16 protein-coding genes and 2 pseudogenes are annotated in these 22,860 nt (G+C 71.4%); 11 read left to right on the top strand and 7 right to left on the bottom strand.

Annotation, left to right across the window (positions count from 1 at the left end; translation table 11 throughout):
* Positions 1–143: 143 nt before the first annotated feature.
* The 4 genes from ACFVYK_RS29980 to ACFVYK_RS29965 form a co-directional block, all read right to left on the bottom strand.
* Positions 144–3,326 carry a type I restriction endonuclease subunit R gene (locus tag ACFVYK_RS29980; RefSeq protein ID WP_389779430.1) on the bottom strand — a complete coding sequence of 1,061 codons (3,183 nt, stop codon included), beginning with the start codon at positions 3,324–3,326 and terminating at the stop codon, positions 144–146.
* Positions 3,323–4,576, bottom strand: a complete 1,254-nt coding sequence (locus ACFVYK_RS29975; protein WP_389779429.1) for a restriction endonuclease subunit S — start codon at positions 4,574–4,576, stop codon at positions 3,323–3,325. Before ACFVYK_RS29975 ends, ACFVYK_RS29980 begins: the two co-directional genes overlap by 4 nt.
* A complete protein-coding gene (locus ACFVYK_RS29970; protein ID WP_389779428.1) occupies positions 4,573–6,564 on the bottom strand; it encodes an N-6 DNA methylase in 1,992 nt (663 codons plus the stop codon). The genes ACFVYK_RS29975 and ACFVYK_RS29970 overlap by 4 nt, the downstream gene beginning before the upstream one ends.
* 90 nt (positions 6,565–6,654) lie before the next feature.
* On the bottom strand, positions 6,655–8,943 hold the full coding sequence (locus tag ACFVYK_RS29965) for an N-6 DNA methylase (protein ID WP_389779426.1): 2,289 nt from the start codon (positions 8,941–8,943) through the stop codon (positions 6,655–6,657).
* A gap of 180 nt (positions 8,944–9,123) precedes the next feature.
* Between ACFVYK_RS29965 and ACFVYK_RS29960 the strand changes: the two genes are divergently transcribed.
* From ACFVYK_RS29960 to ACFVYK_RS29950, 3 genes are all read left to right on the top strand, one after another.
* Positions 9,124–9,753, top strand: coding sequence for a hypothetical protein (locus tag ACFVYK_RS29960; RefSeq protein ID WP_389779425.1), 630 nt, complete (start codon positions 9,124–9,126; stop codon positions 9,751–9,753).
* Positions 9,754–10,230: 477 nt separating this feature from the next.
* The gene (locus tag ACFVYK_RS29955) at positions 10,231–11,079 is read left to right on the top strand and encodes an alpha/beta fold hydrolase (RefSeq protein WP_389779424.1); all 849 of its coding nucleotides are present in this window, start codon (positions 10,231–10,233) and stop codon (positions 11,077–11,079) included.
* Between the two features lie 117 nt (positions 11,080–11,196).
* Positions 11,197–11,739 (top strand): hypothetical protein, encoded by a 543-nt coding sequence (locus tag ACFVYK_RS29950; RefSeq protein ID WP_389779422.1) that lies wholly within the window; start codon positions 11,197–11,199, stop codon positions 11,737–11,739.
* A 436-nt stretch (positions 11,740–12,175) separates the two neighbouring features.
* Here ACFVYK_RS29950 and ACFVYK_RS29945 read toward each other — a convergent pair whose 3' ends face one another.
* Complete coding sequence (locus ACFVYK_RS29945; RefSeq protein WP_389779421.1) at positions 12,176–12,931, bottom strand: CDP-alcohol phosphatidyltransferase family protein; 756 nt, start codon at positions 12,929–12,931, stop codon at positions 12,176–12,178.
* A gap of 108 nt (positions 12,932–13,039) precedes the next feature.
* Here ACFVYK_RS29945 and ACFVYK_RS29940 point away from each other — a divergent pair, with 108 nt between their 5' ends.
* The 5 genes and pseudogenes from ACFVYK_RS29940 to ACFVYK_RS29920 form a co-directional block, all read left to right on the top strand.
* A complete protein-coding gene (locus ACFVYK_RS29940) occupies positions 13,040–14,029 on the top strand; it encodes a zinc-binding alcohol dehydrogenase (RefSeq protein ID WP_389779419.1) in 990 nt (329 codons plus the stop codon).
* Between the two features lie 111 nt (positions 14,030–14,140).
* Positions 14,141–14,539 (top strand): 6-carboxytetrahydropterin synthase, encoded by a 399-nt coding sequence (locus tag ACFVYK_RS29935; protein WP_328477988.1) that lies wholly within the window; start codon positions 14,141–14,143, stop codon positions 14,537–14,539.
* Positions 14,536–15,750: a glycosyltransferase family 4 protein gene (locus ACFVYK_RS29930; RefSeq protein WP_389779417.1), complete on the top strand. Its 1,215-nt coding sequence runs from the start codon at positions 14,536–14,538 to the stop codon at positions 15,748–15,750. The genes ACFVYK_RS29935 and ACFVYK_RS29930 overlap by 4 nt, the downstream gene beginning before the upstream one ends.
* Entirely contained in the window at positions 15,747–16,901 is a 1,155-nt protein-coding gene (locus tag ACFVYK_RS29925; RefSeq protein WP_389779415.1) for a trans-aconitate methyltransferase, read from the top strand. Before ACFVYK_RS29930 ends, ACFVYK_RS29925 begins: the two co-directional genes overlap by 4 nt.
* Positions 16,898–17,911, top strand: a pseudogene (locus tag ACFVYK_RS29920) (YbhN family protein); the annotation flags it as partial. The gene ACFVYK_RS29925 and the pseudogene ACFVYK_RS29920, both read left to right, overlap by 4 nt.
* A 143-nt stretch (positions 17,912–18,054) precedes the next feature.
* On the opposite strand, the gene ACFVYK_RS29915 reads toward ACFVYK_RS29920, so the two are convergent.
* On the bottom strand, positions 18,055–18,885 hold the full coding sequence (locus ACFVYK_RS29915) for a creatininase family protein (protein WP_389779413.1): 831 nt from the start codon (positions 18,883–18,885) through the stop codon (positions 18,055–18,057).
* Between the two features lie 38 nt (positions 18,886–18,923).
* On the opposite strand from ACFVYK_RS29915, the gene ribA reads away from it, so the two are divergent.
* From ribA to ACFVYK_RS29900, 3 genes and pseudogenes are all read left to right on the top strand, one after another.
* Complete coding sequence (gene ribA / locus ACFVYK_RS29910; protein WP_389779411.1) at positions 18,924–19,583, top strand: GTP cyclohydrolase II; 660 nt, start codon at positions 18,924–18,926, stop codon at positions 19,581–19,583.
* A gap of 220 nt (positions 19,584–19,803) precedes the next feature.
* Positions 19,804–20,109, top strand: a pseudogene (locus ACFVYK_RS29905) (FAD-dependent oxidoreductase); the annotation flags it as partial.
* Positions 20,106–21,188 carry a saccharopine dehydrogenase gene (locus tag ACFVYK_RS29900; RefSeq protein ID WP_389779409.1) on the top strand — a complete coding sequence of 361 codons (1,083 nt, stop codon included), beginning with the start codon at positions 20,106–20,108 and terminating at the stop codon, positions 21,186–21,188. The pseudogene ACFVYK_RS29905 and the gene ACFVYK_RS29900, both read left to right, overlap by 4 nt.
* A gap of 237 nt (positions 21,189–21,425) precedes the next feature.
* On the opposite strand, the gene ACFVYK_RS29895 is transcribed toward ACFVYK_RS29900, so the two are convergent.
* Positions 21,426–22,655 (bottom strand): serine hydrolase domain-containing protein, encoded by a 1,230-nt coding sequence (locus ACFVYK_RS29895; RefSeq protein ID WP_389779407.1) that lies wholly within the window; start codon positions 22,653–22,655, stop codon positions 21,426–21,428.
* Between the last annotated feature and the right edge of the window lie 205 nt (positions 22,656–22,860).

The raw sequence follows: 22,860 nt of genomic DNA, 5'->3' as shown, positions 1-22,860 counted from the left end.
GCGTGGTCGGGTTTAGGCCGCTTTGGTCGTTATGGGGGCCGGCGGTGGGCGTCGCGGCGGGGGCTGGGTGCGTGGTCTGGGCCGCCGGCCGGGGGGCGACGTCCCCCGGGGGGGCCCCGCCCCGCCGCCGCCCCCCGACCGTGTCAGACGTCGTCCAGACCCTCTTCGCTGCGGATCATCCGCCAGGCGGCCCGCCGCGCGCTCCGGTCCAGGTTGGACTTGAAGCTGCGGTCGGCGCCGAAGTAGCGCTTGCCGAGCGTGTCGATGGTGGACACGTGATCCATCATGTACTCGTTGAACTTCTTGTCGAAGACGACGGCGAAGTTGTCCTCGTCGTTGACGACGGCTGCGGCCCGGACCTTCGGGTCATCCTTCGTGGCGTTGAAGGCCGGAAGGACGTCGGCCTCCGTGAACTCCGTGCCGAACTTGGCGTTGAACTTGTCGATCAGCTCGGACAGAAGCGACTTCTCGGCGTCCTTCGCACCGCCGGTGCCGTCGCCGAAGCCCTTCAGTTCGGCCGAGCCCTCCGCGTTGAGGGAGACGTCGTGCTCGCCGGTCTTCGCCACGCGCAGGTGACTCAGGTCGACTTCGCCTATGTCGACGCCGCCGTCGGCGTTGCGGGGGAGGCGGTTGAGGAGGTAGCGCCCGTAGAGGTGCAGCCGTTCCAGGTCGGGGTCCTGGTAGGGCACGATCTGCGCCAGGAAGCCGTACTTGCGGACGTAGTCGTTGAGGTTGGCGCGGAACTCCTCCGCGGTCTCGACCTCGTCCTCCTCCTCGCTGTCCATCAGCTTGGTGAAGCGGGTGACGGCCGGGGACAGGAGCCGGTACAGCTCGGCGTGCAGCTTCTCCCACTTGGTCTGTGAGCCAGCCGCCTTCTCCTTGGCCTCGAAGTACGCGGCAGCGAACTCGTCCATGTCCTGTTCGGAGATGACCGGCGCGGACATGACGCGGCTCTGGGCCGTGTAGAGGAGGTTCGGGTCGGACGGGAGGGTCGTCGCCTCCTCGAAGTACGGGCGGAAGGCCTCCTGGATGTCCTCGGCCTCGTTGACGAAGTCCAGGACGGCCAGGTCGGCCTGGGACTTGCGTTCGGCGGTGCGGTTGAGGCGGGACAGGGTCTGCACGGCGGAGATGCCGGTGAGCGTCTTGTTGACGTACATCGTCGTGAGGAGCGGCTGGTCGAAGCCGGTCTGGTACTTCTCCGCGACGACCAGGATCTTGTACTCCTGCTGTCCCTTGCCGCCGGCCTTCACGGCCTTGTCGTCGGCGCGGGTGTAGGCGAACGCCTTCGGCAGCGCGCCCTCCGACAGACCGCCGTTCTCCTTGGTCTCGGTGGTCTCTTCGTCGTCGATCGTGAGGGAACCGGAGAAGGCGACGAGCACACCCAGGTCGGGGTACTTGGTGTCGTAGTCACGGTCCTTGATGTAGCTCTTGATCGCTCGCGCCATCTGCGCGGCCGACTGCCGCGACGCGGTGACCACCATGGACTTGGCCCGCCCGCCGAGCCGACCGCGGGTGTGCGTCACGAAGTGCTCGACGATCACCATCGCGTGCTGGGACACGGTGTGTTCGTGCGTGAGCGCGAACCGGGCGAGCAGGCTGTTGGCCTTGGAGGGGTCGACCTCCTTCTCGTCCGGATTCTGGTTCACCAGCTTCCAGTACGTGGCGTACGTGACGTAGTTGCGCAGCGGATCGAGGATGAAGCCTTCCTCGATGGCCTGGCGCATGGAGTACGTGTGGAAGGGGCGGTAGACCGCCTTGCCGTTCTCCGTGCTCTCGGTGCCGAAGAGTTCGAGGGTCTTCGCCTTGGGCGTGGCGGTGAAGGCGAAGTAGGAGAGGTTCGTGGCCCGGGACCGCTCCACCGCCTTCCCCTTGAGCTTGTCGCCGAGCGTGACGGTCGTCGCGCCCTCGTCCTCCGAGTCGGAGTCCAGACCGAGTTCCCGCAGCGCGGACTTGACGGCCGTGGCCGCGTCCCCGGACTGCGAGGAGTGCGCCTCGTCGATGACGATCGCGAAGCGCGTGCCCTTGATCTCGGTCGGGTTCCGCTTGATGTAGTCGAGCAGCGCCGGGAACGAGTGCAGGGTGACGGTCACGATCTTGCCGGTGTCCCGCGAGAGGGCACGTGCGAGCTGCTCGCTCTTCGCGCCGTGCTTCTCGTCGACCTTCACGACCAGACCGTCGGTCTGCGAGAAACTGCCGACCGTCTCCCGGAGTTGGGCGTCCAGGTTGCGGCGGTCCGTGATGACGATGACCTTGTCGAAGACCGGCTCACCCGGCTTGATGCGGCCGCTGGCGAGCGCCTCGGGTTCGAGGGAGTGCGGGTCGGTGCGGGCGTGCAGGTCGCTCAGGCGGTGGGCCAGCCAGCCGATGGTGTTCGACTTGCCGGAGCCGGCGGACGCCATGACCAGGTAGTTGTGGCCGGTGCCCCGCGTGGACGCGTGAGCGGTCAGCTTCCGGACGACGTCCCACTGGTGGTAGCGGGGGAAGATGGTCGACTTGGTGGTGCCGCCGCCGGGCGTCTTGTGCTTCTGCTGGTGCGCGAAGCGGTGGAGGAGGTCGAGCCAGTTCTCGGGGTGCCAGACCTGTTCCCAGAGGTAGGAGGTGGCGTACGTCCCGAACGTCGTGGGCGCGGGGTTGCCCGCGCCGCCGGGCTGGCCGGGGCCGTTCGAGCCGGTGTTGAACGGCAGGAACCTCGTGCTCTTGCCCCGGAGCTGGGTCGTCACGAACACCAGGTCCGGGTCGACGGCGAAGTTCGCGATGACCCTGCGCGTGAAGATCAGCTCGGTCGGGTCGCGGTCCGTCCGGTACTGCTCCTTGGCGTGCTCGACGCCCTGCCCGGTGAGTGGGTTCTTCAACTCGGCCGTGGCGACCGGGATGCCGTTCAGGAACAGAGCCAGGTCGAGCAGGTGGCCCCAGTCGGCCTGCTTGGTGGCGTAGGGGAGTTCCCGGACGACGGTGAGGCGGTTGGCCCGGTAGTCGTCGAGGACGTTCTCGGCGGCGACCAGATTCGGCCGGAAGTAGGCGACGCGGAGGAGGATCCCGCGATCCTTGACCCCGTTCCGCAGGACGTTCAGCAGCCCGTCGTCGGCGATGGCCCGGTCAAGACGCTGCACGAAGCCACGCTCGGCCTCGCTCTTGTTGCCGCCGTAGATGCTGAGGAGGTCGTTCCACTCGTCGAGCTGCGTCTCGCGGATGAAGGCGAACAGCTCATCGGTGTCGAGACCGAGATCGGCCCGGTACTTCGTACGATCCCTCTCACGCCACCCCCGCTCGCAGAGAGCGGCGACGATGGCATCCCCGAAGGCGGACTCGTCGTGCACGGGGCTCATACGGAGACTCCTTCGGTTACGTTGCGACCGCTGGCGGTGGATACGTCAAATTGGCCGGTCACGGCAGCGGTGATTAGGGCTTGGCGGCGTTCGGCTACGAGGGCTCTCTGACGCACCAATCTCTGTTGGAGGCCATAGATCTGGGCTACATGGGTAGCCAGCCGACTAATGCGTCGCGAAGCTACACTCAGCGGAGGCAAGGGAATAGGGACGCCACGCAACCTGTCAGCCTTGATACCAAGCGCCGTGGAGCCGGTGGCCCGAAGTTTCAATTCGGCTTGCCCTTGCGGCGATCGCAGGTACCAATAGAGCCACTCGGGCGAGCACAGGTTGCGCGCTGTCCTGAGTACGATTATGCGCTGCGCAAGCGCAATTGAAGTGTCGTTGACCATGGCTACTTGTCCCAGGGGCGCCTCAGTGGTGAGCAATACGTCACTCAACTCAAGCAGGCCTCGGCGCATCCAATCGGTGTAGTCGTCAGTAGCGATGTATTCGCGGCTGACTTCGAGGTCGATGCGCCCTTCCCGGATATTTTTGGCTGTGACAAGTGGGATCCCGGCATCCGTCTTTACCGGTGTAGCTCCGCGGTAGTCAATCCACCGCTTAACTACTCGCCGCAAGGGGATACGTGGTGCCTGACTGATGCCGTCGAAAGTAAAGCAGTCGAAGGTCAGTGCGGACTTGCGCTCGTCAAGCAGGTCTGCGAGCCGGTTGAAGCGGTCGTCAATGCGTGTGAGTTTTGCTGTCTCGGTGTCGAGGAATTCGGCGATACGACGTTGCTCTTCCAACGAGGGTAGAAGGATCGGAATTTTGCGGAGTTGCTCCCATGGGGTGTCGAACTGCGACGGGGGCATCCATTTTGAGATGCGAGTCAACTCGGCCAAGTATGGACTTGATCTCAGAAGATAGTGCAGAAAACGCGGGCGCGCCATACTACTTGGGCGACAGACAAAATACGCTGGGCTGACGATTCCCGAGTGCTGGGAAACGCCCAGACCGCCCTGCCAGGTGCGTAGCTTATTGAAGACGATATCGTCGGGCTGGACCACCAGGTAACGGGAAAGGTCTTCCCCGAGCTGGTTGTGGTTGTCGCCCCTGGAACTCCGTGGTACGACGCCTGCTTCCAGATACACGGACAACGGCTCTAGATCTGGGCGTCCGATTTCTTTGACCCGGGGCGCGACAGCCCACAAGTCTTGCCAATGCCAGTGATCCGGCGCGGTAACCTCACTCAATGCCCCGGCGGTCATTCCGTAACCTCCCCCAACAGCCCCTGAATTTCCGCCTCCAGCGCCTTCAACTCCGCGTCGATCTCCGCAAGCGGCCTCGGCGGCGCGTACACGTAGAAGTGCCGCGTGAACGGGATCTCGTAGCCCACCTTCGTCTTGCTGTGGTCGATCCACGCGTCCGGGACGTGTGGGTGGACCTCGCGCTTGAGATACTCCTCGACGTCCTCGCCCAGCGGAACGTTCTCGTAGTCGCGCAGTTCCGAGTCCGGCTCGGCCTCGCCCTTGATGCGCTGGACCTCGCCCTCCGGGTGCCGGACGCCGATCGATTCCCGTACGGCCTTCGCGAACGGCGCGCCCGCCGGCCACAGGAGCCCGGCCGCGACCACCGCGTCCTTCAGTGCCACCAGCGCCTCCGACTTCGTCCCCCACGACGAACCCAGCAGCGTCCGCACCGCACCGACGAAGTCCTCGGACTGCTCCAGCTTCTGTACCGGCTTGGATGCGGCCAGTGCTGCCAGCGTCTCCTCCGTCACCTCGAAGCGGAGCTTCAGCGGCCGCTCGACGGTGATCCGCTGGTACCCGAAGTCGGTGTTGGCGAAGACCTTCACCTTGGCGTGGAGCGGGTGTTCCGGGTCGGCGGCCGCGGTGAGCGCGTCGCCGTAGAGCCGGGTCACCGTGGCGATGTGGTCCTTGCCGAGTTCCTTGCGCTTGTCGCCGAGGGACTTGCGCATCTTCTGCCACTGGTCGCGGGCGTCCAGCAGGACGACCTTGCCCTTGTGGTCGGGGCTCTTGCGGTTCGTCAGGATCCAGAAGTACGTGGAGATGCCGGTGTTGTAGAAGAGCTGGTCGGGGAGCGCGACGATGGCCTCCAGCCAGTCGTTCTCCAGGATCCAGCGGCGGATCTCCGACTCGCCCGAGCCCGCCGCGCCCGTGAACAGGGGTGAGCCGTTGAAGACGATCGCGATGCGGGAGCCGCCCCCGCCGTTCACGTCGACCGGCTTCATCTTCGAGATCATGTGCTGGAGGAACAGCAGCGAACCGTCGTTGATCCGGGGGAGCCCCGCGCCGAAGCGGCCGGAGTCGCCGAGCGACTTGTGCTCGAACTCGACGTCCTCCTTGACCTTCTTCCACTCCACGCCGAACGGCGGGTTGGCCAGGATGTAGTCGAAGGACTTGCGGGCGTGGCCGTCGTCGGAGAAGGAGTTACCGAAGGCGATGTTCTCCGGGTCCTGGCCCTTGATCATGAGGTCGGACCGGCAGATCGCCCAGGACTCGGGGTTCAGCTCCTGCCCGTACACCTCGACCGTGGCGTCGGAGTTGTAGTCCTTGATGTGGTCCTCGACCGCCGAGAGCATGCCGCCCGTGCCGCAGGCCGGGTCCATGACCGTGCGGATGACGCCGGGGACGTGGAGCGCGTCGCCGTCCGGGGCGATGAGGAGGTTCACCATCAGCTTGATGACCTCGCGCGGGGTGAAGTGCTCACCGGCCGTCTCGTTCGACTGCTCCGCGAAGCGGCGGATCAGCTCCTCGAAGATGTAGCCCATATTGTGGTTGGGCACGGTCTCGGGGCGCAGGTCCAGGTCGGTGAACTTGCCGATGACCTGGTAGAGCAGGCCCGCGCTGTCGAGTCGCTTGATCTGCTGGGCGAACTCGAACCGCTCCAGGACGCCCCGCGCGTTGTCCGAGAACGCGCCCACGTAAACGTGGAGGTTCTTCGCCGCGTTCTGCGGGTCCGCCGCGATCTTCTTCAGGGTCAGGCCGGACTTGTTGTAGAAGGAGTGGCCCGAGGCCCGGCGCAGGAAGCCGTCCGGGTCGATGTCGCTGTCCTTGTACTGGGCCGCCAGCTCCGCGACCTTCTCGCGCTTCGGCTCCAGCACGCACTCCAGACGCCGCAGCACCGTGAACGGCAGGATGACCTTGCCGTAGTCGGACTGCTTGTAGTCCCCCCGCAGGAGGTCGGCGACGGACCACGCGTGGTTCGCCAACTCCGTGTGCTTACTGCTGTTCAACTGAATCCCCGAATTCCTTTCCGAGATGTCCTGCATGTCCCGCCCCCACCGCGCAGCAGCATGAGCCGCGCGGGTGCCGAGAAGTGTGGTCTATGCGGATGGAGGTCCGTATGTCGAATGCCGTGAACCGGCCCCGTGCGGGTGAGCTGCCTCGCCGTCCCGGTCCGTCGCTTCCCGCTCCGCCGCGTCCCGCTCGGGAAGCAGTTGCCCCCCGGTCAGGCCGCCCGCCAGGAGCCGTGCCGTCTCCTCCGCAAGCCGCGTCGCCCGCCGCGCCTCCGCCCGGAGTTCGTGCACGTGCCGGAACGCCTGCCCGTACCGGCGCTGCTCCTCCAGCGGCAGCAAGGGCACGCGCAACCTGCCCGGGTTGACCGTCAGGACCGTGCTGCCGGTCGACGCGACCGCGATGTTCTCCTCCGCGCCCATGAACCCGGCGAGGAACCAGGCGTCCAGGCGGGCCGGGTCCGGCCGGAAGAGGTGGATGTGCGGGCCGAGCAGCGCGCCGGCGTCCTCCTCGCCCGCGACCCGGGCCATGGGGCCGTCCCCGCCCGCGACGGCTCGTACGAGGACGTCCCCGACGGCGACCAGGGGTGCCACGACGCTGTGCAGCTCAGCCGGGTCGCCCGTGGGGCCCGACCCGCGTGCGATGTCCGCGCCGGTGAGGACCGCGTGTACCCCGGACGGCTCCGGGTTCCCGTCCCCGCCTTCGGCCGCTTGAGCCGCTTCCGCACGGCCCCGCGCACCCTCCGGCACCGTCCGCAGCAGGGTGAGCGCCCCGCCGCGCGCGAGGTCGGACGCCGTCGCCGTCCGCCAGTCGCGTGCCGTGGCGCCCGCACTGCCCCACTCCTGGTGACCGGCCGCCCGAGCCAGGGACTTCGCCGCCTTGACGAGGTCCCGGCGGGTCGCGTCGACCTCCGCCGACAGTTCCGCCGGATCGACCTCGGCCCGTGACGCCCGGACGAGACGCGCCGGGGTCAGGTCCACCACGTCGTCCAAGAGGTCCACCACGCCGACGGCGTGCGCCACACCTGGTTCGCCCTCGAACGCGTCCGGGTCCTCCCGGAACGCCTGCCACGACCCCAGGATCCGCGCCGTGATCCCGGCCCAGTCCAGGGAAGCGGACCGGCTTCCGACGCCCCGGGTGCGGGTGGCTCCGGCCGTACCGCCGCTTCCCGCCCCCGTACCGGACCCCGCCGTTGCCGACGCCTCCGCCGTGTCCACGAACAGCACCGACTTGCGCTCCGGGCCGCCCGGTTCGGGCCGTTGCAGCACCCAGACCTGGAGACCGACGTGCAACGGCACCGACGCGCCGACCGGCAGGGCGATCACCGCGCGCAGCGCGCCACCGCGTACAAGCTCCGCCCGTACGCGACGGCCCGAGGCGCGACCTGCCGTGGCCGGCGGCAGGATCAGGGCCGCGTAGCCGCCGGGGGCCAGGTGGGCGAGCGCGTGCTGCACCCACGCCAGCTCCGACTCGGCGCGGGGCGGTACGCCGTACGCCCAGCGCGGGTCGTACGCGAGCTCGTCGTGACCCCAGTCCCGGACGCCGAACGGCGGATTGCACAGCACCGCGTCGGCGACGAGGCCGGGGAAGGCGTCCGCGCGGAGGCTGTCACCGGCGCGCATGGTGACCGTGGCCTCCGGTGCCGTCAGCGTCAGGCTGACGGCGCTGCGCCGGGCCTGCACGGGGAGCGTGTCCTGGCCGTACAGCTCGCGTGCGCCCCTGCGGGCGACGGCGGCCAGGAGGGTGCCGCTGCCGCAGGCCGGATCGAGGACGCGGAGCGGCGATCCGGGGATCAGGCCGGCCAGCAGGTCCGCGAGCGGTTCCGGGGTCCGGTAAGCGCCCGACGCGGCGCTGTCCTCCAGCTCCCGATCCGCGAGCACGCCCAGCGCGGCCTGGCCGCCCTCGTCGCGTACACACACGTACAGCGAGCGCAGCACCGCCGCGGTGTCCGCCTCGAAGCGGACGGCGTCCGCGCCCGGCACGGCCTCTGCCGCAGTGGCCGCGTCCCGCCGGGCGTGGCTGACGAGATCCGCGTCCGGCAACCGGGCCGCGGCCGTCAGCTCCTGCGCGGAGCGGCCCGCCGCGGCCAGCACCAGGAGCAGCAGGTCCGCCGTGCCACCGCCGCTCTGCGCGTGCAGGCGGAGGGTCGTGCGCAGTTCCTCCGACGGGCTCGCCGCCGAGACGTGGCCACGTGCGGCCAACCAGGAACGCACCGACTCCAGGTCGTACAGCGGGCTGCTGTCCGTACCGCCGGACGGTGCCGGGAAGTCGTCGTGCCGACGTCGCCAGTTGCTGACCGTGGCGCGCGTGACCCCCGCGATGCGGGAGATCTCGGCGGCGGTCACCTGGGCGGTCACCGGTGCGGATGGCTGGGACATGAGTGGGGTCCTGGCTCTCTGGCTTCTGTCTCGCTCGGCAGCGGACGTCAACAACCTACAGCACTCGTCAAATCTGTCAACGTGATTGACGGTGCTTTCAGTGTCATGCTTATCTGGAAGTGCTTCCGGTGATAGCGGCCGTTGGAGCAACCTCGGTATGCACGGAGAACGGAGACCGCCATGAACTTCCAGCAGCCCACGCCTCAGCCCGCCCCTCGGCCCACGCCTCAGACCGCCCCTCAGGCCACCCCTCAGTTCCAGCCTCACCCGCAGGGCGCTCAGGGCGGGTACGGCCCGGCCGTGCCCATGGGTCCCGGGCAGTCCGTGCGGCGTCGCAGACCCGCGCTGAAGTACGGCGCGGTCGCCCTGGTCTCCCTGTTCGTCGGGATGGGCATCGGCGCGAGCGACGGCTCCGCGGAGGCGGGCAAGGAGGCGGCCGACGCGAAGGCCGGGCCCCGCCCGACGGTGACCGTCACCAGGACGGCGCCCGGTGAGGCGGCCACGGCTGCCGCCCCCGCGGTCACCAAGACGGTCACCGCCCAGCCGAAGAAAGCCGCTCCGGCCGGACCGGCGACCACCTTCTCGGGCGAGGGCGAGTACCTCGTCGGAGAGGACGTCAAGCCCGGGACGTACAAGACGGCCGGCTCCGAGGGCGAGTTCGGCTGCTACTGGGAACGGGCCAAGAACGCCAGCGGCGAGTTCGACTCGATCATCGCCAACAACAACCTGGAGGGCCCGGGGCGGGTGACGCTCAACAAGGGGGAGTACTTCAAGACCAACCGGTGCCAGGAATGGAAGCGGGTCGGCTGACCCCCGGCGTCGCGTGAAGTGGCGAGCGCGTCACAGCAACCACAGAGGCGTCTGTGACGTCGAAGAATGCGCCGACGCCCGTGGTCTTTTCCGGAAACGGCGCAGTACAACCGCAGGAGAAGGGCAGACCGGACAGTCTGGATCTTCACTCCGCGCATCTGCGTTGCCCCGGCGTGAGGAACTGATGGCCACACCTGACCTGCGGGGCTGCGCACCAGTGCGCAGCCCCGCACACCGCACATCATGGTCGGCTGCCGACGCCCACCGCTATCGGGCTGCCACCCATCTGACCTTGCGGAGCACGGCGTTGTCAGCGTGCAATGCGCAGCCAGGACATCGGTGCCCGCGCCGCTCAGGATCCATCGTTCAAGCTAGGTCGCTCGACGCAGGCGTAGCGCACCCATGGCACACGCGCAGCTGGTACGCGACGTGAAAATCCGCTTGTTGCGGCTTCGCGCCGCTGAAACGCTCGCGCCCATGCCGATCTTCACCGCCCCCGACGGAACCCGCCTCGCCCACCACAGCGCGGGGGACGGCCCGCCCCTGATCTGCCTGCCCGGCGGCCCCATGCAGTCCGCCACCTACCTGGGCGACCTCGGCGGGCTCACCTCCCACCGCCGGCTCGTCGGCCTCGACCCCAGGGGCACCGGCGGGTCGGCCGTTCCGGCAGACACCGCCTCGTACCGCTGCGACCGCCAGGTGGACGACGTCGAGGCGCTGCGCGCACACCTCGGGCGCGACCGGATCGACCTGCTCGCCCACTCCGCGGGGGCCAACCTGGCGCTCCTGTACGCCGCCCGCCACCCGGACCGGGTGGCCCGGCTGCTGCTGATCACCCCGAGCGTGTACGCGACCGGCCTCGAGATCACCGCCGAGGACCGGCTGGCGACCGCGCGTCCGCGCCGCGAAGAACCGTGGTTCGCCTCCGCGTACGCGGCCCTGGAGGCGATCACCGCCGGCCGGGCCGCCGCCGACTCCTGGCAACGCGTCGCCCCGCTCTTCCATGCCCGGTGGGACGAGGAGGCACGGGCCTTCGACGCGGCCGGCGAGCAGCAGAAGAACCACGCGGCGGCGGCCGCGTACGCCGCGGACGGCGCCTTCACCCCGGCCACCACCCGCAGGGCCCTCGCCACCTTCCCGTCCCCGGTCCTCCTCCTCGCCGGCGCATACGACCTCGGCGCGCCGCCGCGGGTGATGGGGGAGTTCGCGGAGCTGTTCCCGAAGGCCGACCTCGTCGTGCAGCCCGGGGCGGGGCACTTCCCGTGGCGCGACGACCCCGCTCGCTTCGTGACGGCCGTGACGCGGTTCCTGGACGGCGGGCGGTGAGCGGGGGATTCGTTCACGCGATCGAGTGATGTGCGGGGAAGCAGGCACGCGGCGCGGGAGCGGACCGTTGTGCGGGTGACGGGATCTTCCCGCTCTATGACGACCACGGGGGCAGACATGAGCCTGCACATCCAGCACAACGCCGACGGCACGGTCACCGGGCACAACACCGAGACCGGCTACCTGGTCACCTCGGCCGACGAGGAGGAGGTGCGCCGACTGGTGTACGAGGACGCCGGGTGGGAGTACACGCCCCCGCCTTCGCCGACGCCTCCGGGATTCCACCGGTTCGTGCTGGTCCACGGCGAGTTCGGCGACGGCGGCTTCGGCGACGAACGGTACGAGCGCCTGCGCAGCCATCCGCCCAGCGGCTGCGAACCCGTCGACCGGGGCTGCTTCGCCCTGCTGTGCGAGCGCCCCGGCCCCACCCTGCTGGGGGCCGTGTCCGACACGGTCGCGGAGATCCGCCGCGCGCACGGCCTCGTGATGAACGGCCTCGGCATCGAGAAGCCCGACGAATGGTGCGGTGACGACCGGGAGGACGGCCAGGGAGCCCGACTCGTCGCGCACCTCCTGCTGACGGCCGCTCACCGCGCGGCGCTCCTGGGCTACGGGCGAAAGGATCTGGTGCGCCTCGTGGACGCGAGCGGGCTTAGGTGAGCGGGACCGCGCCCGGCTCGGAGGGGGAGCGGGCTCCACCCAGGAGACCGTCCACCGGCCCCCTTCTCGGCGCCGGGCTGCCGCCCGCCGTGCCCTGGCTCCCGCTGTCCGCGGTGCCGGCCGCGGCCGTCCTGCTGCTTCCGCGTCGGCGGTGACGACCGTGACGGCCCCAAGGGCCCTCTTTCAGCCGGCCGACGGAGGAACACGTCTGCGACGAGCGCTTCGGCACGACGACCTCTGCACGAGGACTTCCGCAACAGGAGGACTTCCGCGAGGGGACTTCCGCAAGGGGACTTCCGTAAGAGGACTTCCGCGAGGGGACTTTCACAACAGGACTGCCGGAACGGGGCTTCGGTACGAAGGCATCTGCGCGAAGCGTCGGCGGGAACGTCCGTGAGGGAACGCCCGGGAGAGGGCTTTCGTGCGAGGACGGCGGTTACACGAGCTCCAGGACCGCTTCCGCGGGGCGCCGGGAGGTGGTCCGTGAGGTCCGCCGCAGCCACAGCACGTCCCGGCCGAACGACCACACCAGCGAGCCCAGCGCCAGCAGTACCACGGTGAAGTTGGCGGCGTAGGGCAACAGGTCGGCGCCGGCCAGCAGGAGCAGGACGCCCTGCAGCGCGGCGACCGTCTTGCGGGCGGTGCTCGGCGGGAGCTGGGCGTTGAGCCAGGGGGCGACGCGGGCGGCGGCGACGAACGCGTAGCGCATGCCGCCGATCAGCAGGACCCACGGACCCAGTGCCATCGAGACGTACACGCTGAGCACCAGGATGAGGAACGCGTCGACCTCCATGTCGAAGCGCGCGCCCAGCGCCGTCGAGGTGTTGGTGCGCCGGGCGACCTTGCCGTCGACGCCGTCGAGGATGAGGGCCACGGCCGTGAGACCGACCAGCAGCGTCACCGGGGGCGCGCTCTCGAAGGAGTCGGCGACCAGTGCGGTCACCCCGCCGACCAGCGTCGCGCGGCCGAGGGTGACCCGGTTGGCCGGGCCGAACGTGCGCAGGCTGGAGCGGTGCAGCGCCCGGGAGAGCACCGCCCAGGTGGCGATGGCGAAGACGAGGCCGGTCACCCAGCCCGCCGGCCCCATGCCGATCGCCGTGCCGAGCAGGGCCAGCAACAGGATCTGCACGCCCGCTCCCACGGCGGTCTCCTGCTGGACCAGCCTCGCGTCGTAAGTGTTGTTCAGGGCCACCGCACGTTCCTCCGGCCAGATGACAGAGATGATCAGTCCCGCGTACTGTGCGCGGACTGTGCACACCTCGGTACGTGAACAGGTTCCCGATCGTTCAGGAGGATGTGGATGTCGATCGCCGCACGCGCGTTCTGGGTGGGCTCGCCCGGCGAAGGGGAGATCCGCGAAGTCGTCGTCGCGGAGCCGGCCGACGGCGAGGTCCTGGTGCGCTCGCTGTGGTCCGGCGTCAGCCGCGGCACGGAGACGCTCGTCTTCCGCGGCGGGGTGCCCGAGAGCCAGCACGCGGCCATGCGGGCGCCGTACCAGGAGGGCGACTTCCCGGCGCCCGTGAAGTACGGCTATCTCAACGTGGGCGTGGTGGAGCGGGGGCCGGCGGAACTGGTCGGGCGTACCGTCTTCTGCCTCTATCCGCACCAGACGCGGTACGTGGTCCCGGCGACGGCGGTGACGGTCGTGCCGGACTCCGTGCCCGCGCGCCGGGCGGTTCTGGCCGGTACCGTGGAGACGGCCGTCAACGCGCTGTGGGACGCCGCTCCGCTGGTCGGCGACCGGATCGCGGTGGTCGGCGGTGGCATGATCGGCTGCTCGGTGGCCGCGCTGCTGGCCCGTTTCCCCGGGGTCCGGGTGCAGTTGGTGGACGCGGACCCGGCGCGGGCGAAGGTCGCCGAGGCGCTCGGCGTCGGTTTCGCCGCGCCCGCGGAGGCTCTCGGCGGCTGCGACCTCGTGGTGCACGCCAGCGCCACCGAACAGGGCCTCGCCCGCGCGCTGGAACTGCTCGCCGACGAAGGGACCGTCCTGGAACTGAGCTGGTACGGCGACCGGAAGGTGTCGCTCCCGCTGGGCGAGGACTTCCACTCCCGACGGCTGGCCGTGCGCAGCAGTCAGGTCGGGATGGTCTCGCCGGCCCGCCGCTCCAGCCGCACCTACGCCGACCGGCTCGCCCTCGCCCTGGAGTTGCTGGCCGACCCGGCGCTCGACGCCCTCGTCACGGGGGACAGCCCTTTCGACGAGCTGCCGCAGGTCATGCCGAAGCTCGCGTCGGGCGAGATCCCGGCGCTGTGCCACGGCATCAGGTACGACCAGGAGCGCCTGACCTGAGAAAAGAGTGAGATCAGGCTGAACGGGGGGAAGCGAAGAGCCGTACTACACGGCATCCCCCGGCGGTCAACGGCCGGGGGAGCAGAGGCGCCGCACCTGGAGGGTCGTCCGTTGTTCAGTGTCACCGTCCGCGATCACATCATGATCGCCCACAGCTTCCGCGGCGAGGTCTTCGGACCCGCGCAGCGCCTGCACGGAGCGACGTTCCTCGTGGACGCCACCTTCCGCCGCGAGCAGTTGGACGACGACAACATCGTCGTCGACATCGGGTTGGCCACGCAGGAACTGGGGGCGGTGGTCAGCGAGCTGAACTACCGCAACCTCGACAACGAGCCCGACTTCGCCGGGGTCAACACCTCGACGGAGTTCCTGGCCAAGGTCATCGCCGACCGGCTCGCCGAGCGGATCCACAAGGGCGCGCTCGGCGAGGGCGCCCGGGGCATCGCCGCCATCGCGGTCGCCCTGCACGAGTCGCACGTCGCCTGGGCGAGTTACGAGCGTGCCCTGTGACCGACGTGACCCTGGAGAAGACCGCCGTGCAGACCGCTCCGTCCGGCGAGAAGGCCCCGCTCGCGTACGTGCCCGCGCAGGCGCCGCTCCCCAAGATCGGTGGGATCATCCCCATGTCCCTGCGCTCCGTGCACTTCGTGATGCCGGGCGGCGTCGACGACCCGGCGAACCCGAGCGGCGGCAACGCCTACGACCGGCGTCTGTGCCTGGACCTGCCCGGTTTCGGCTGGCAGGTCCACAAGCACCAGGCGTCCGGGTCCTGGCCCCGTCCGGAGGCGGACGCCCGCGCGGAGCTGGCGCGCACGCTGCGTGAGTTCCCCGACGGCACGGTCGTCCTCCTCGACGGGCTGGTCGCCTGCGGGGTCCCGGAGATCGTCGTCCCCGAGGCGGAGCGGCTGCGGCTCGTCGTCCTGGTCCATCTGCCGCTCGGCGACGAGCGGGGGCTCACGCCCGAGGTGGCGGCGGAGCTCGACGCGAAGGAGCGGGCCGTGCTGCGGGCCGTCCCCGCCGTCGTCGCCACCAGCGACTGGGCGGTGCGCCGTCTCGTCTCCCACCACGGCCTCGCCCCCGAGCGCGTGCACGCCGCCGCCCCCGGCGCGGACATCGCCCCCCTCGCCTCCGGCACCGACGGCGTCTCGCGGCTGCTGTGCGTGGCCTCCGTCACCCCGCGCAAGGGCCAGCACCGGCTGGTGGAGGCGCTGGCCGCGGCGCGGGACCTGCCGTGGAGCTGCGTGTGCGTGGGCGGCCTCGAACAGGACCCGGAGTACGTGGCGCACCTGCGCGGCCTCATCGCGCGGCACGGCCTCGAGGACCGGCTGGAGCTGGCGGGCCCGAAGGCCGGCGCCGAGCTCGACGCGGCCTACGCCGCCGCCGACCTGATGGTCCTCACCTCCTACGCGGAGACGTACGGCATGGCCGTCACCGAGGCGCTGGCCCGGGGCATCCCGGTCCTCGCGACGGACGTGGGCGGGCTGCCCGAGGCCGTCGGCCGCGCCCCCGACGGCGGCGTCCCCGGCATCCTCGTCCCACCGGAGGACCCGGCCGCCCTCGCGACGGAACTGCGCGGCTGGTTCGGCGAGGCCGACGTACGACGGCGGCTCAAGGCGGCCGCGCGCGGCCGCCGGGCCGCCCTGAACGGCTGGGCGTCCACCGCCCAGAGCCTGGCCGGCGTTCTGGGCAGGCTTTCCAGTGAACCCCGGAGGGCGGCATGAGGAAGACGACGGCGACCCCGGCCGACGTGGCAGGGCGCGTGGGCGGCATACCGGCCCAGCCCGGCCGCAAGGAGACTCCCTCGTCGGTGGAGGCCGAGCTGCCCGCGGGCGGCTCGGCCGGGCCGGCGCCCAGCGCGTCGCACTCCCGGCCGGACGCGGACCCCGCGCCGCAGGCCCCGGCCCAGGGCGCCGCCCCCGCGCCGCACGCGGACGCCGTGGACGCCGGAGCGGGCACGGAGTCCGTCATCGCCGGGGCCGGACCGGTCGGCCGGTCCGAGGGCGAGCGGCCCACCGTACGCCTGCGCGACGCCGGGCCGGACGAGGCCCCGCGCTACGCCCCCGAGTGGCTGGAGCTGCGCGAGCCCGCCGACGCCGCCGCCCGGTCGATGGAGCTGCTGGACCCGCTGCGGATCCGGCTCGCCAACCTGCCGGGCCGCAGCGGACTGGCCATCCACGACCTGGGCTGCGGCACCGGCTCCATGGGGCGCTGGCTGGCCCCCCGGCTGGACGGCCCCCAGCACTGGGTCCTGCACGACCGCGACCCCTACCTGCTGCACTTCGCGGCCGTCGCCTCACCGCGGGCGGCCGCCGACGGCAGCCGGGTCACCGTCGAGACGCGGCGCGGCGACGTCGCCCGCCTCACCCCGGACGCCCTGCTCGGCGCCTCGCTGGTCACCGCCTCCGCGCTGCTCGACGTCCTCACCCGCGAGGAGGTCGAGACGCTCGCCGCGGCCTGCGCCGGCGCCGGCTGCCCCGCGCTGCTGACCCTCTCGGTCGCCGGCCGCGTCGAATTCAGCGCGCCGGACCCGCTGGACGACGAGATCGCCGCGGCCTTCAACGACCACCAGCGGCGTGGCGGCCTCCTCGGCCCGGACGCGGTCTCCGTCGCCTGCGAGGCGTTCGCCGACCAGGGCGCGACCGTCAGGGTGCACCCGAGCGCGTGGCAGCTCGGCCCCGACAACGCTGGCCTGACCGCCCAGTGGCTGCGCGGCTGGGTCGGCGCGGCCGTGGAGGAGCGCCCCGAACTGGCCGGGCGCGCCGAGCCCTACCTGGCCGCGCGGCTCGCGGCCTGCGCCGCCGGCGAACTGCGTGCCACCGTGCACCACAGCGACCTGCTGGCGCTGGCCCGGCCGACGGGCGGAGCGGGATGAGCGCGGAGACCGTCGGCCCGCGGGTGAAGACCGCGACGCCCGTCCTGTGGGGCGAGACGGCCACGCCCGCCGTGCGCCGGCCCTCGCGCGCGCCGGCGACGATCCGCACCGGCGCCGCGGTCTCGGCGGCCCGCATCGGCGTCATCGTGACCGAGCCGCACGCGAAGCGGCCCTCCCGGCTGCGCGCCCTGTTCGGCAACCGCGCCCTGCGCACCCACGTCGGGACCGTCGCCGGCGTGGTCATCCTCACCGTCCTGCTGTGGCGGCTGGGCACCGGCGTCTTCCTGGACGGGCTGCGGCGGATCGACGCGCCGACCCTGCTCGCCGGACTGGTGATCGGCGCGGTCACCACCGTGTTCAGCGCCTGGCGGTGGGCGCTGGTGGCCCGCGGCCTGCGGATCCGGCTGCCGCTCGGCGCGGCCGTCGCCGACTACTACCGCGCCCTGTTCCTCAACGCGGCGCTGCCCGGCGGCGTCCTCGGCGACGTGCACCGCGCGGTGCGGCACGGGCAGAGCGCGGGCGACGTCGGACGCGGTGTGCGGGCCGTGGTCCTGGAGCGCACCGCGGGACAGCTCGTGCTGACGGTGGCAGGCGTGACGGTTCTGCTCACCCTGCCGTCCCCGGTCATGCAGGACGCCCGGCAGATCGCGCCGCTGGTCCTGCTGGCCGGCGCGGGGGCCTGCGCGGTCGTCCTCGCCGTCCGGATGAACTCCTCGGCGCCGCGTCGCGCCGGCCGGCTGCGGGCGGCGATGGCCGAGGCGCGCGAGAGCCTGCTGTCGCGGCGCAACGGGCCGGGCGTCGCGGTCTCCTCCGCGATCGTGCTGACCGGGCACCTCGGCATGTTCGTCGTGGCCGCCCGGGTCGCCGGTTCCGGCGCCTCCGTGCTCGCGCTGCTGCCGATCGCCGTCCTGGCGCTGCTCGCCATGGGGCTGCCGTTGAACGTCGGCGGCTGGGGCCCCCGCGAGGGCGTCACCGCCTGGGCGTTCGGCGCCGCCGGGCTCGGCGCGAGCACCGGCCTCACGGTCGCCGTCGTCTACGGCGTGCTCAGCTTCGTGGCGGCGCTGCCCGGGGCGGTCGTGCTGGTGGTGCGCTGGTCCGCGGGACTGCGCACCCAGGACGCCGGCCCGACCGGCCCGGACCTCGACCAGTCGCGCTACGACGACGAGACCGCGTCGCCGGCCCCCGCGCCGGTACCGGCGCCGGCGTCGCCACCGGTCGCCGAAGCCTGCGAAGCCGCCGACGTCAGCAGCGTGAAATACGCGCCGAAGGAATCCGCGAGGCTCGCCAGGAGTTCCTTTCCTTTTTCCGCGGACCCCAGGGAAGGACGGCCGATGACGCCCGAATCGGTATAGGCGGACATTCCCAGCGTGAGCAGATGACGGCGGTCGTCCGCGACGAAATCGGCCGACTCGTAACCGGGCCGGACGACGTCGGGGTGGGCGTGCAGCAGGATCGAGGTCTCGATCTCCCCGGCGTGCATGTCGGTGAGCAGCGAGGTCGACACCCCTGACCGCTCCAGCGCCGCCTCCCAGTCCTCCGGGGCCGGGAAGAGCGCCATCCGCTCACCCGCGGCGGAGGACTCCTGGACGACGTTGCCCAGGACGTAGTTCCCGCCGTGTCCGTTGACCAAGACCAGGGCCTCGACGCCCGAGCGGCGCAACGACGCCGCGATGTCCCGTACCACCGCGTGAAGGGTCACCGAGGAAATGCTGACGGTTCCCGGCCAGGCCGCGTGCTCGTGCGAGCACGCGATGGTCACCGGCGGGAGGAGGTGCACCGGGTACGCCTCGGCGATCTCCCGTGCGATGGCGCAGGCGACCAGCGTGTCGGTGGCCAGCGGCAGGTACGCGCCGTGCTGTTCGAAACTCCCGACGGGCAGGACCGCCACCTGTGTCACGACTCCGGCGCCCCGGGCCCGCACGTCTTCGGTAGTGTCCGTCGGCATCACTCCGTACGCCGCCGACCGTATGTCCGAACCACTCATTTCTTCCCGGCCCTTCGTCTCTGCTTAGGAACCAGATCATGACAGAAAACATTGGCGTACTCGGCACGAAGACCCCGCAGCGCACCGGTGTGGAACGCGTGGTGAATGCCCCCCTGCCCACCGTGTACGGGAAATTCCAGGCGATCGGCTATATGGACCACGACCGCGGTGACGAACAAGTCGCCCTGGTCTTCGGCGACATCGGCGCGGAGGACGTGCTGACCCGGCTGCACTCGGAATGCCTGACGGGCGACGCGTTCGGATCCCAGCACTGCGAGTGCGGCGACCAGCTGGACTCCGCGCTGCGGGCGGTGGTCGCGGAGGGCCGTGGCGTGGTCGTCTATCTGCGCGGGCACGAGGGCCGCGGGATAGGACTGCTCGGCAAGCTGCGCGCGATGGCGCTGCAGGCGGAGGGCCTGGACACCGTCGAGGCCAACGTCGCCCTCGGCTTCCCGGTGGACGCCCGCGACTACAAGGTGGCCGCCGACATCCTGCGCGACCTGGGCGTGCGATCGGTCCGCCTGATGTCGAACAACCCGCGCAAGCGCGAGGCGCTGGTGGACAACGGCATCAAGGTCGCCGAAGAGGTGCCGCTGCTGATCGAACCGTGCGAGAACAACATCACCTACCTGCGCACCAAGCGGGAGCGTCTGGACCACCGGCTGCCCCATCTGGACGCGGTGGCGCACTGGTCCTGAGCACACTCGGCGCCGCCGCCACGGCCGGCGGGGAGCACGGCGGCTCCGGCGCACGACAGCCATCGGCCCCCGCCCGGCCCCGGCTCCGGCTCCGGCCCCGGCCCCGGTGTCGGGGCCGCCGCCGAGAGGAGCCGCTCGGGTGAACACGCAGGCCTCGGTCGTCGTCGGCGGCGGGGTGACGGGCGCCTCCCTCGCCCACCACCTCGCCGCCGGCGTGCGCGTCCCGCGGCCGGCCGACGCCATGGAGCGCCGCGCCCCCGCCCTCCTCGACCTGCGCCGCACAGGCGGCCGGGCGGGCCTGCGCGAGGTCACCCCGGATCACCATGCCCTGATCGGGTAGGCGTCGACGGTGGCGCGCCTCCTCTGCGCGACGGGCTTCTCCGGAGAGGGATTCCTTCAGGGGCCGGCCGTCGGCGAGACCGTCCGCGACCTGTATCCGGGCCGCGTACCCTTCGTGGACGTCATCCCCCTGAGCGCCGATCGTTTCGCGGTCGGCGCCCCGCGCCCGGAGGTCAACCGCGTATGACGGCACTCCACCTGTGGCTGCGCCACGAGGCCCGCACCACCGAACGACGCACCCCGGTCGTCCCCGACGACGCCCGCCGCCTCGTCGAGGCCGGCGTGCGTCTGAGCGTCGAGGACTCCCCGCAGCGCGTGTTCCCCACGCGGGAGTACGAGGCCGCCGGCGCGCGGATCGTTCCCGCCGGCTCCTGGATCTCCGCACCCGACGACGCCGTGGTCCTGGGCCTCAAGGAACTCCCGGACGAGCCGGCGGAGTTGGCGCACCGGCATGTCTTCTTCGGGCACGCCTACAAGCGGCAGCCGGGAGCCGCCGCGTTGTTGCGCCGGTTCGCCGCCGGGGGTGGAGCGCTGCTCGATCTGGAGTACCTGGTCGACGGACACGGCCGCCGTCTGGCCGCCTTCGGCTTCTGGGCCGGATACCTCGGCGCGGCCCTCGCCGTCCTCCAGCACCGGGGACGGCTGACCGCCCCGCTCCTGCCCACCGGCAAGGGCGAGCTGGACGCGACGCTCCGTCATATTCCGGACCAAGCAACCGGGTTCACGGCTCTGGTCGTCGGCGCGCTCGGACGCAGCGGCCGGGGCGCGCGGGCCGCGTTCGCCACCGCCGGCGTGGACCCCACCTGCTGGGACCTGGCGGAGACCCGCGACCTGGACCGGCCCGCCCTGCTGGCGCACGACCTCATGGTCAACTGCGTCCTCGCCACCGCCCCCGTGCCGCCGTTCGTCCGCGAGCAGGACCTCGACGATCCGGCCCGCCGACTGCGCACCCTGTCCGACGTCACCTGTGACGTGGGCTCGCCGCTCAACGTGCTGCCGGTGTACGACCGCACGACCGAGTGGGCCGACCCCGTGCGCCGGCTGCGCGAGGAGCCCCCGCTGGATCTGATCGCCATCGACAACCTGCCGTCTTTGCTGCCGCGCGAGTCCAGCGTCGACTTCTCGGCGGACCTCACTCCCCAGCTGCTGGACTTCGGCGTCGGCCAAGCGTGGGACCGCTGCCTGGACCGCTATCACCGGGCCGGCCGTGAACTCGGCTCGGACACCGGCCGGTTGTCGGCCGAAGGAGGGGCCGGCCGCGCCTGACGCCGTCCCGGCCGCCGGCGTCGTCCACTGGTCGGCGCGGGCTGTCCACGGGCAGCGGGCCCGGCCGCCCGGCTCGTGGTCCGGCGGCCGCCTGCTCACCGCCGAGGTGTCCGCCGGGGACGTCGTGATGTCGATGTCCTGTGGCGGCCCGGGTGAGGCACTGCCCGGACTCCGGCCGCACGGACGCCCCCGCCGGGAAGGCGCCCCGGTCGCCCCGGCCGCGGCGGTCCCGGGACGTCAGTCCGTGATCGCCTCGTGCACCAGGCGCTTCAGGTCGGGGTAGAGCTTCAGCGACTTCCGCGGTCGCAGCTGGGTCAGGAACTGGACGCTCACGTCATGGGCCGGGTCGACCCAGAAGGTCGTCGTGGCGACGCCGCTCCAGCCGTAGGCGCCGAGGCCGCAGGGGGCCTGGGTGCGGCTCGGGTCGACGACCACGGAGACCCCGAGGCCGAAGCCGACGCCGTCGTTGCCGGGCTCGTCGTGCGCGGGGCGGCTGCCGAAGGCACGCAGGTCGGCGCCGTCGGGGAGGTGGTTGCGGGTCATCAGGTCGACCGTCTCGGGAGCGAGCAGGCGCACGCCGTCCAACTCGCCGCGCCGCCTGAGCAGTTCGCTGAACCGGTGCACGTCGTAGGCGGTCGCCACCATGCCCCCGCTGCCCGACAGGAACCGGGGACGGCCGAACAGGGGCAGCCCCGGGATCGGCTCGATGCCGCCGCCGTCGGCGTCGCCGTACAACTCGGCCAGTCGGCCCGCCTGTTCGTCGCTGACCTGGAAGCCGGCGTCGGGCATGCCGAGCGGGCGGAAGATCCGCTCGGCGAGGAACTCGTCCAGTGGGCGGCCGGAGACCACCTCGATGATCCGGCCCAGGACGTTCGTCGCCACCGAGTAGTTCCACTGGGTGCCGGGCTCGAACTGCAGCGGCAGCCGCGCGTAGGCCTCCACGGTGCGCGCGAGGTCCGAGCCCGGCAGCACCGCCGAGTCCAGTCCCGCCTCGCGGTACAAGGCGTCGACCGGGTGACAGTGGTAGAACGCGAAGGTCAGGCCCGCGGTGTGGGTCATCAGGTGCCGAACCAGCAGGGGCTGTCCGACCGGGCGGGTGGACACCGCCGAGCCCGAACCGCCCGTGTACACGCGCTGGTCGGCGAAGGCGGGCAGGTGGTCGGCGACGGCGTCGTCGAGGCCCAGCCGGCCCTCCTCCATCAGTATCAGCGCGGCGACCGAGGTCACCGGTTTGGTCATGGAGTAGATCCGGTACAGGGTGTCGGCCTCCACGGGCAGCCCGGCGGCGATGTCACGACGGCCGTGCGTGACGAGGTGTGCGACCCGGCCCCCGCGCGAGACGGCCAGGAGGAACCCGGGCAGACGCCCTTCGTCGACATAGTGGGCGAGGTGCTGGTCGAGCCGGTCCAGCGCCTTCCCGTCCAGCCCGACCTCGCTCGGGTCGACCTCTTGTCGCAGCAGTGCCATCGTTCTCCTCCGGTGCGCTCGTTCAAGGTCGGGTCCCGGCCTACCCGCCGGGACGACCTCAGACCTCATCGTCGCGCAGGGAACGCGCGTGCGGACCCCTTTCGGCGTCGTGATCCCTGTGCGTTGCGTCGCTTCCCTCAGCCGGGTGACCAGCGGGGGAGGCGGTCGGGCGAGCGGGGGGCCGGACGGCGGGCGGGGCGGCGGG

The organism is Streptomyces sp. NPDC058291, from assembly GCF_042880855.1.
Classification (GTDB): domain Bacteria; phylum Actinomycetota; class Actinomycetes; order Streptomycetales; family Streptomycetaceae; genus Streptomyces.
The sequence above is the reverse complement of the archived record's forward strand: the minus strand, read 5'-3'. Positions and strand labels throughout refer to the sequence as shown.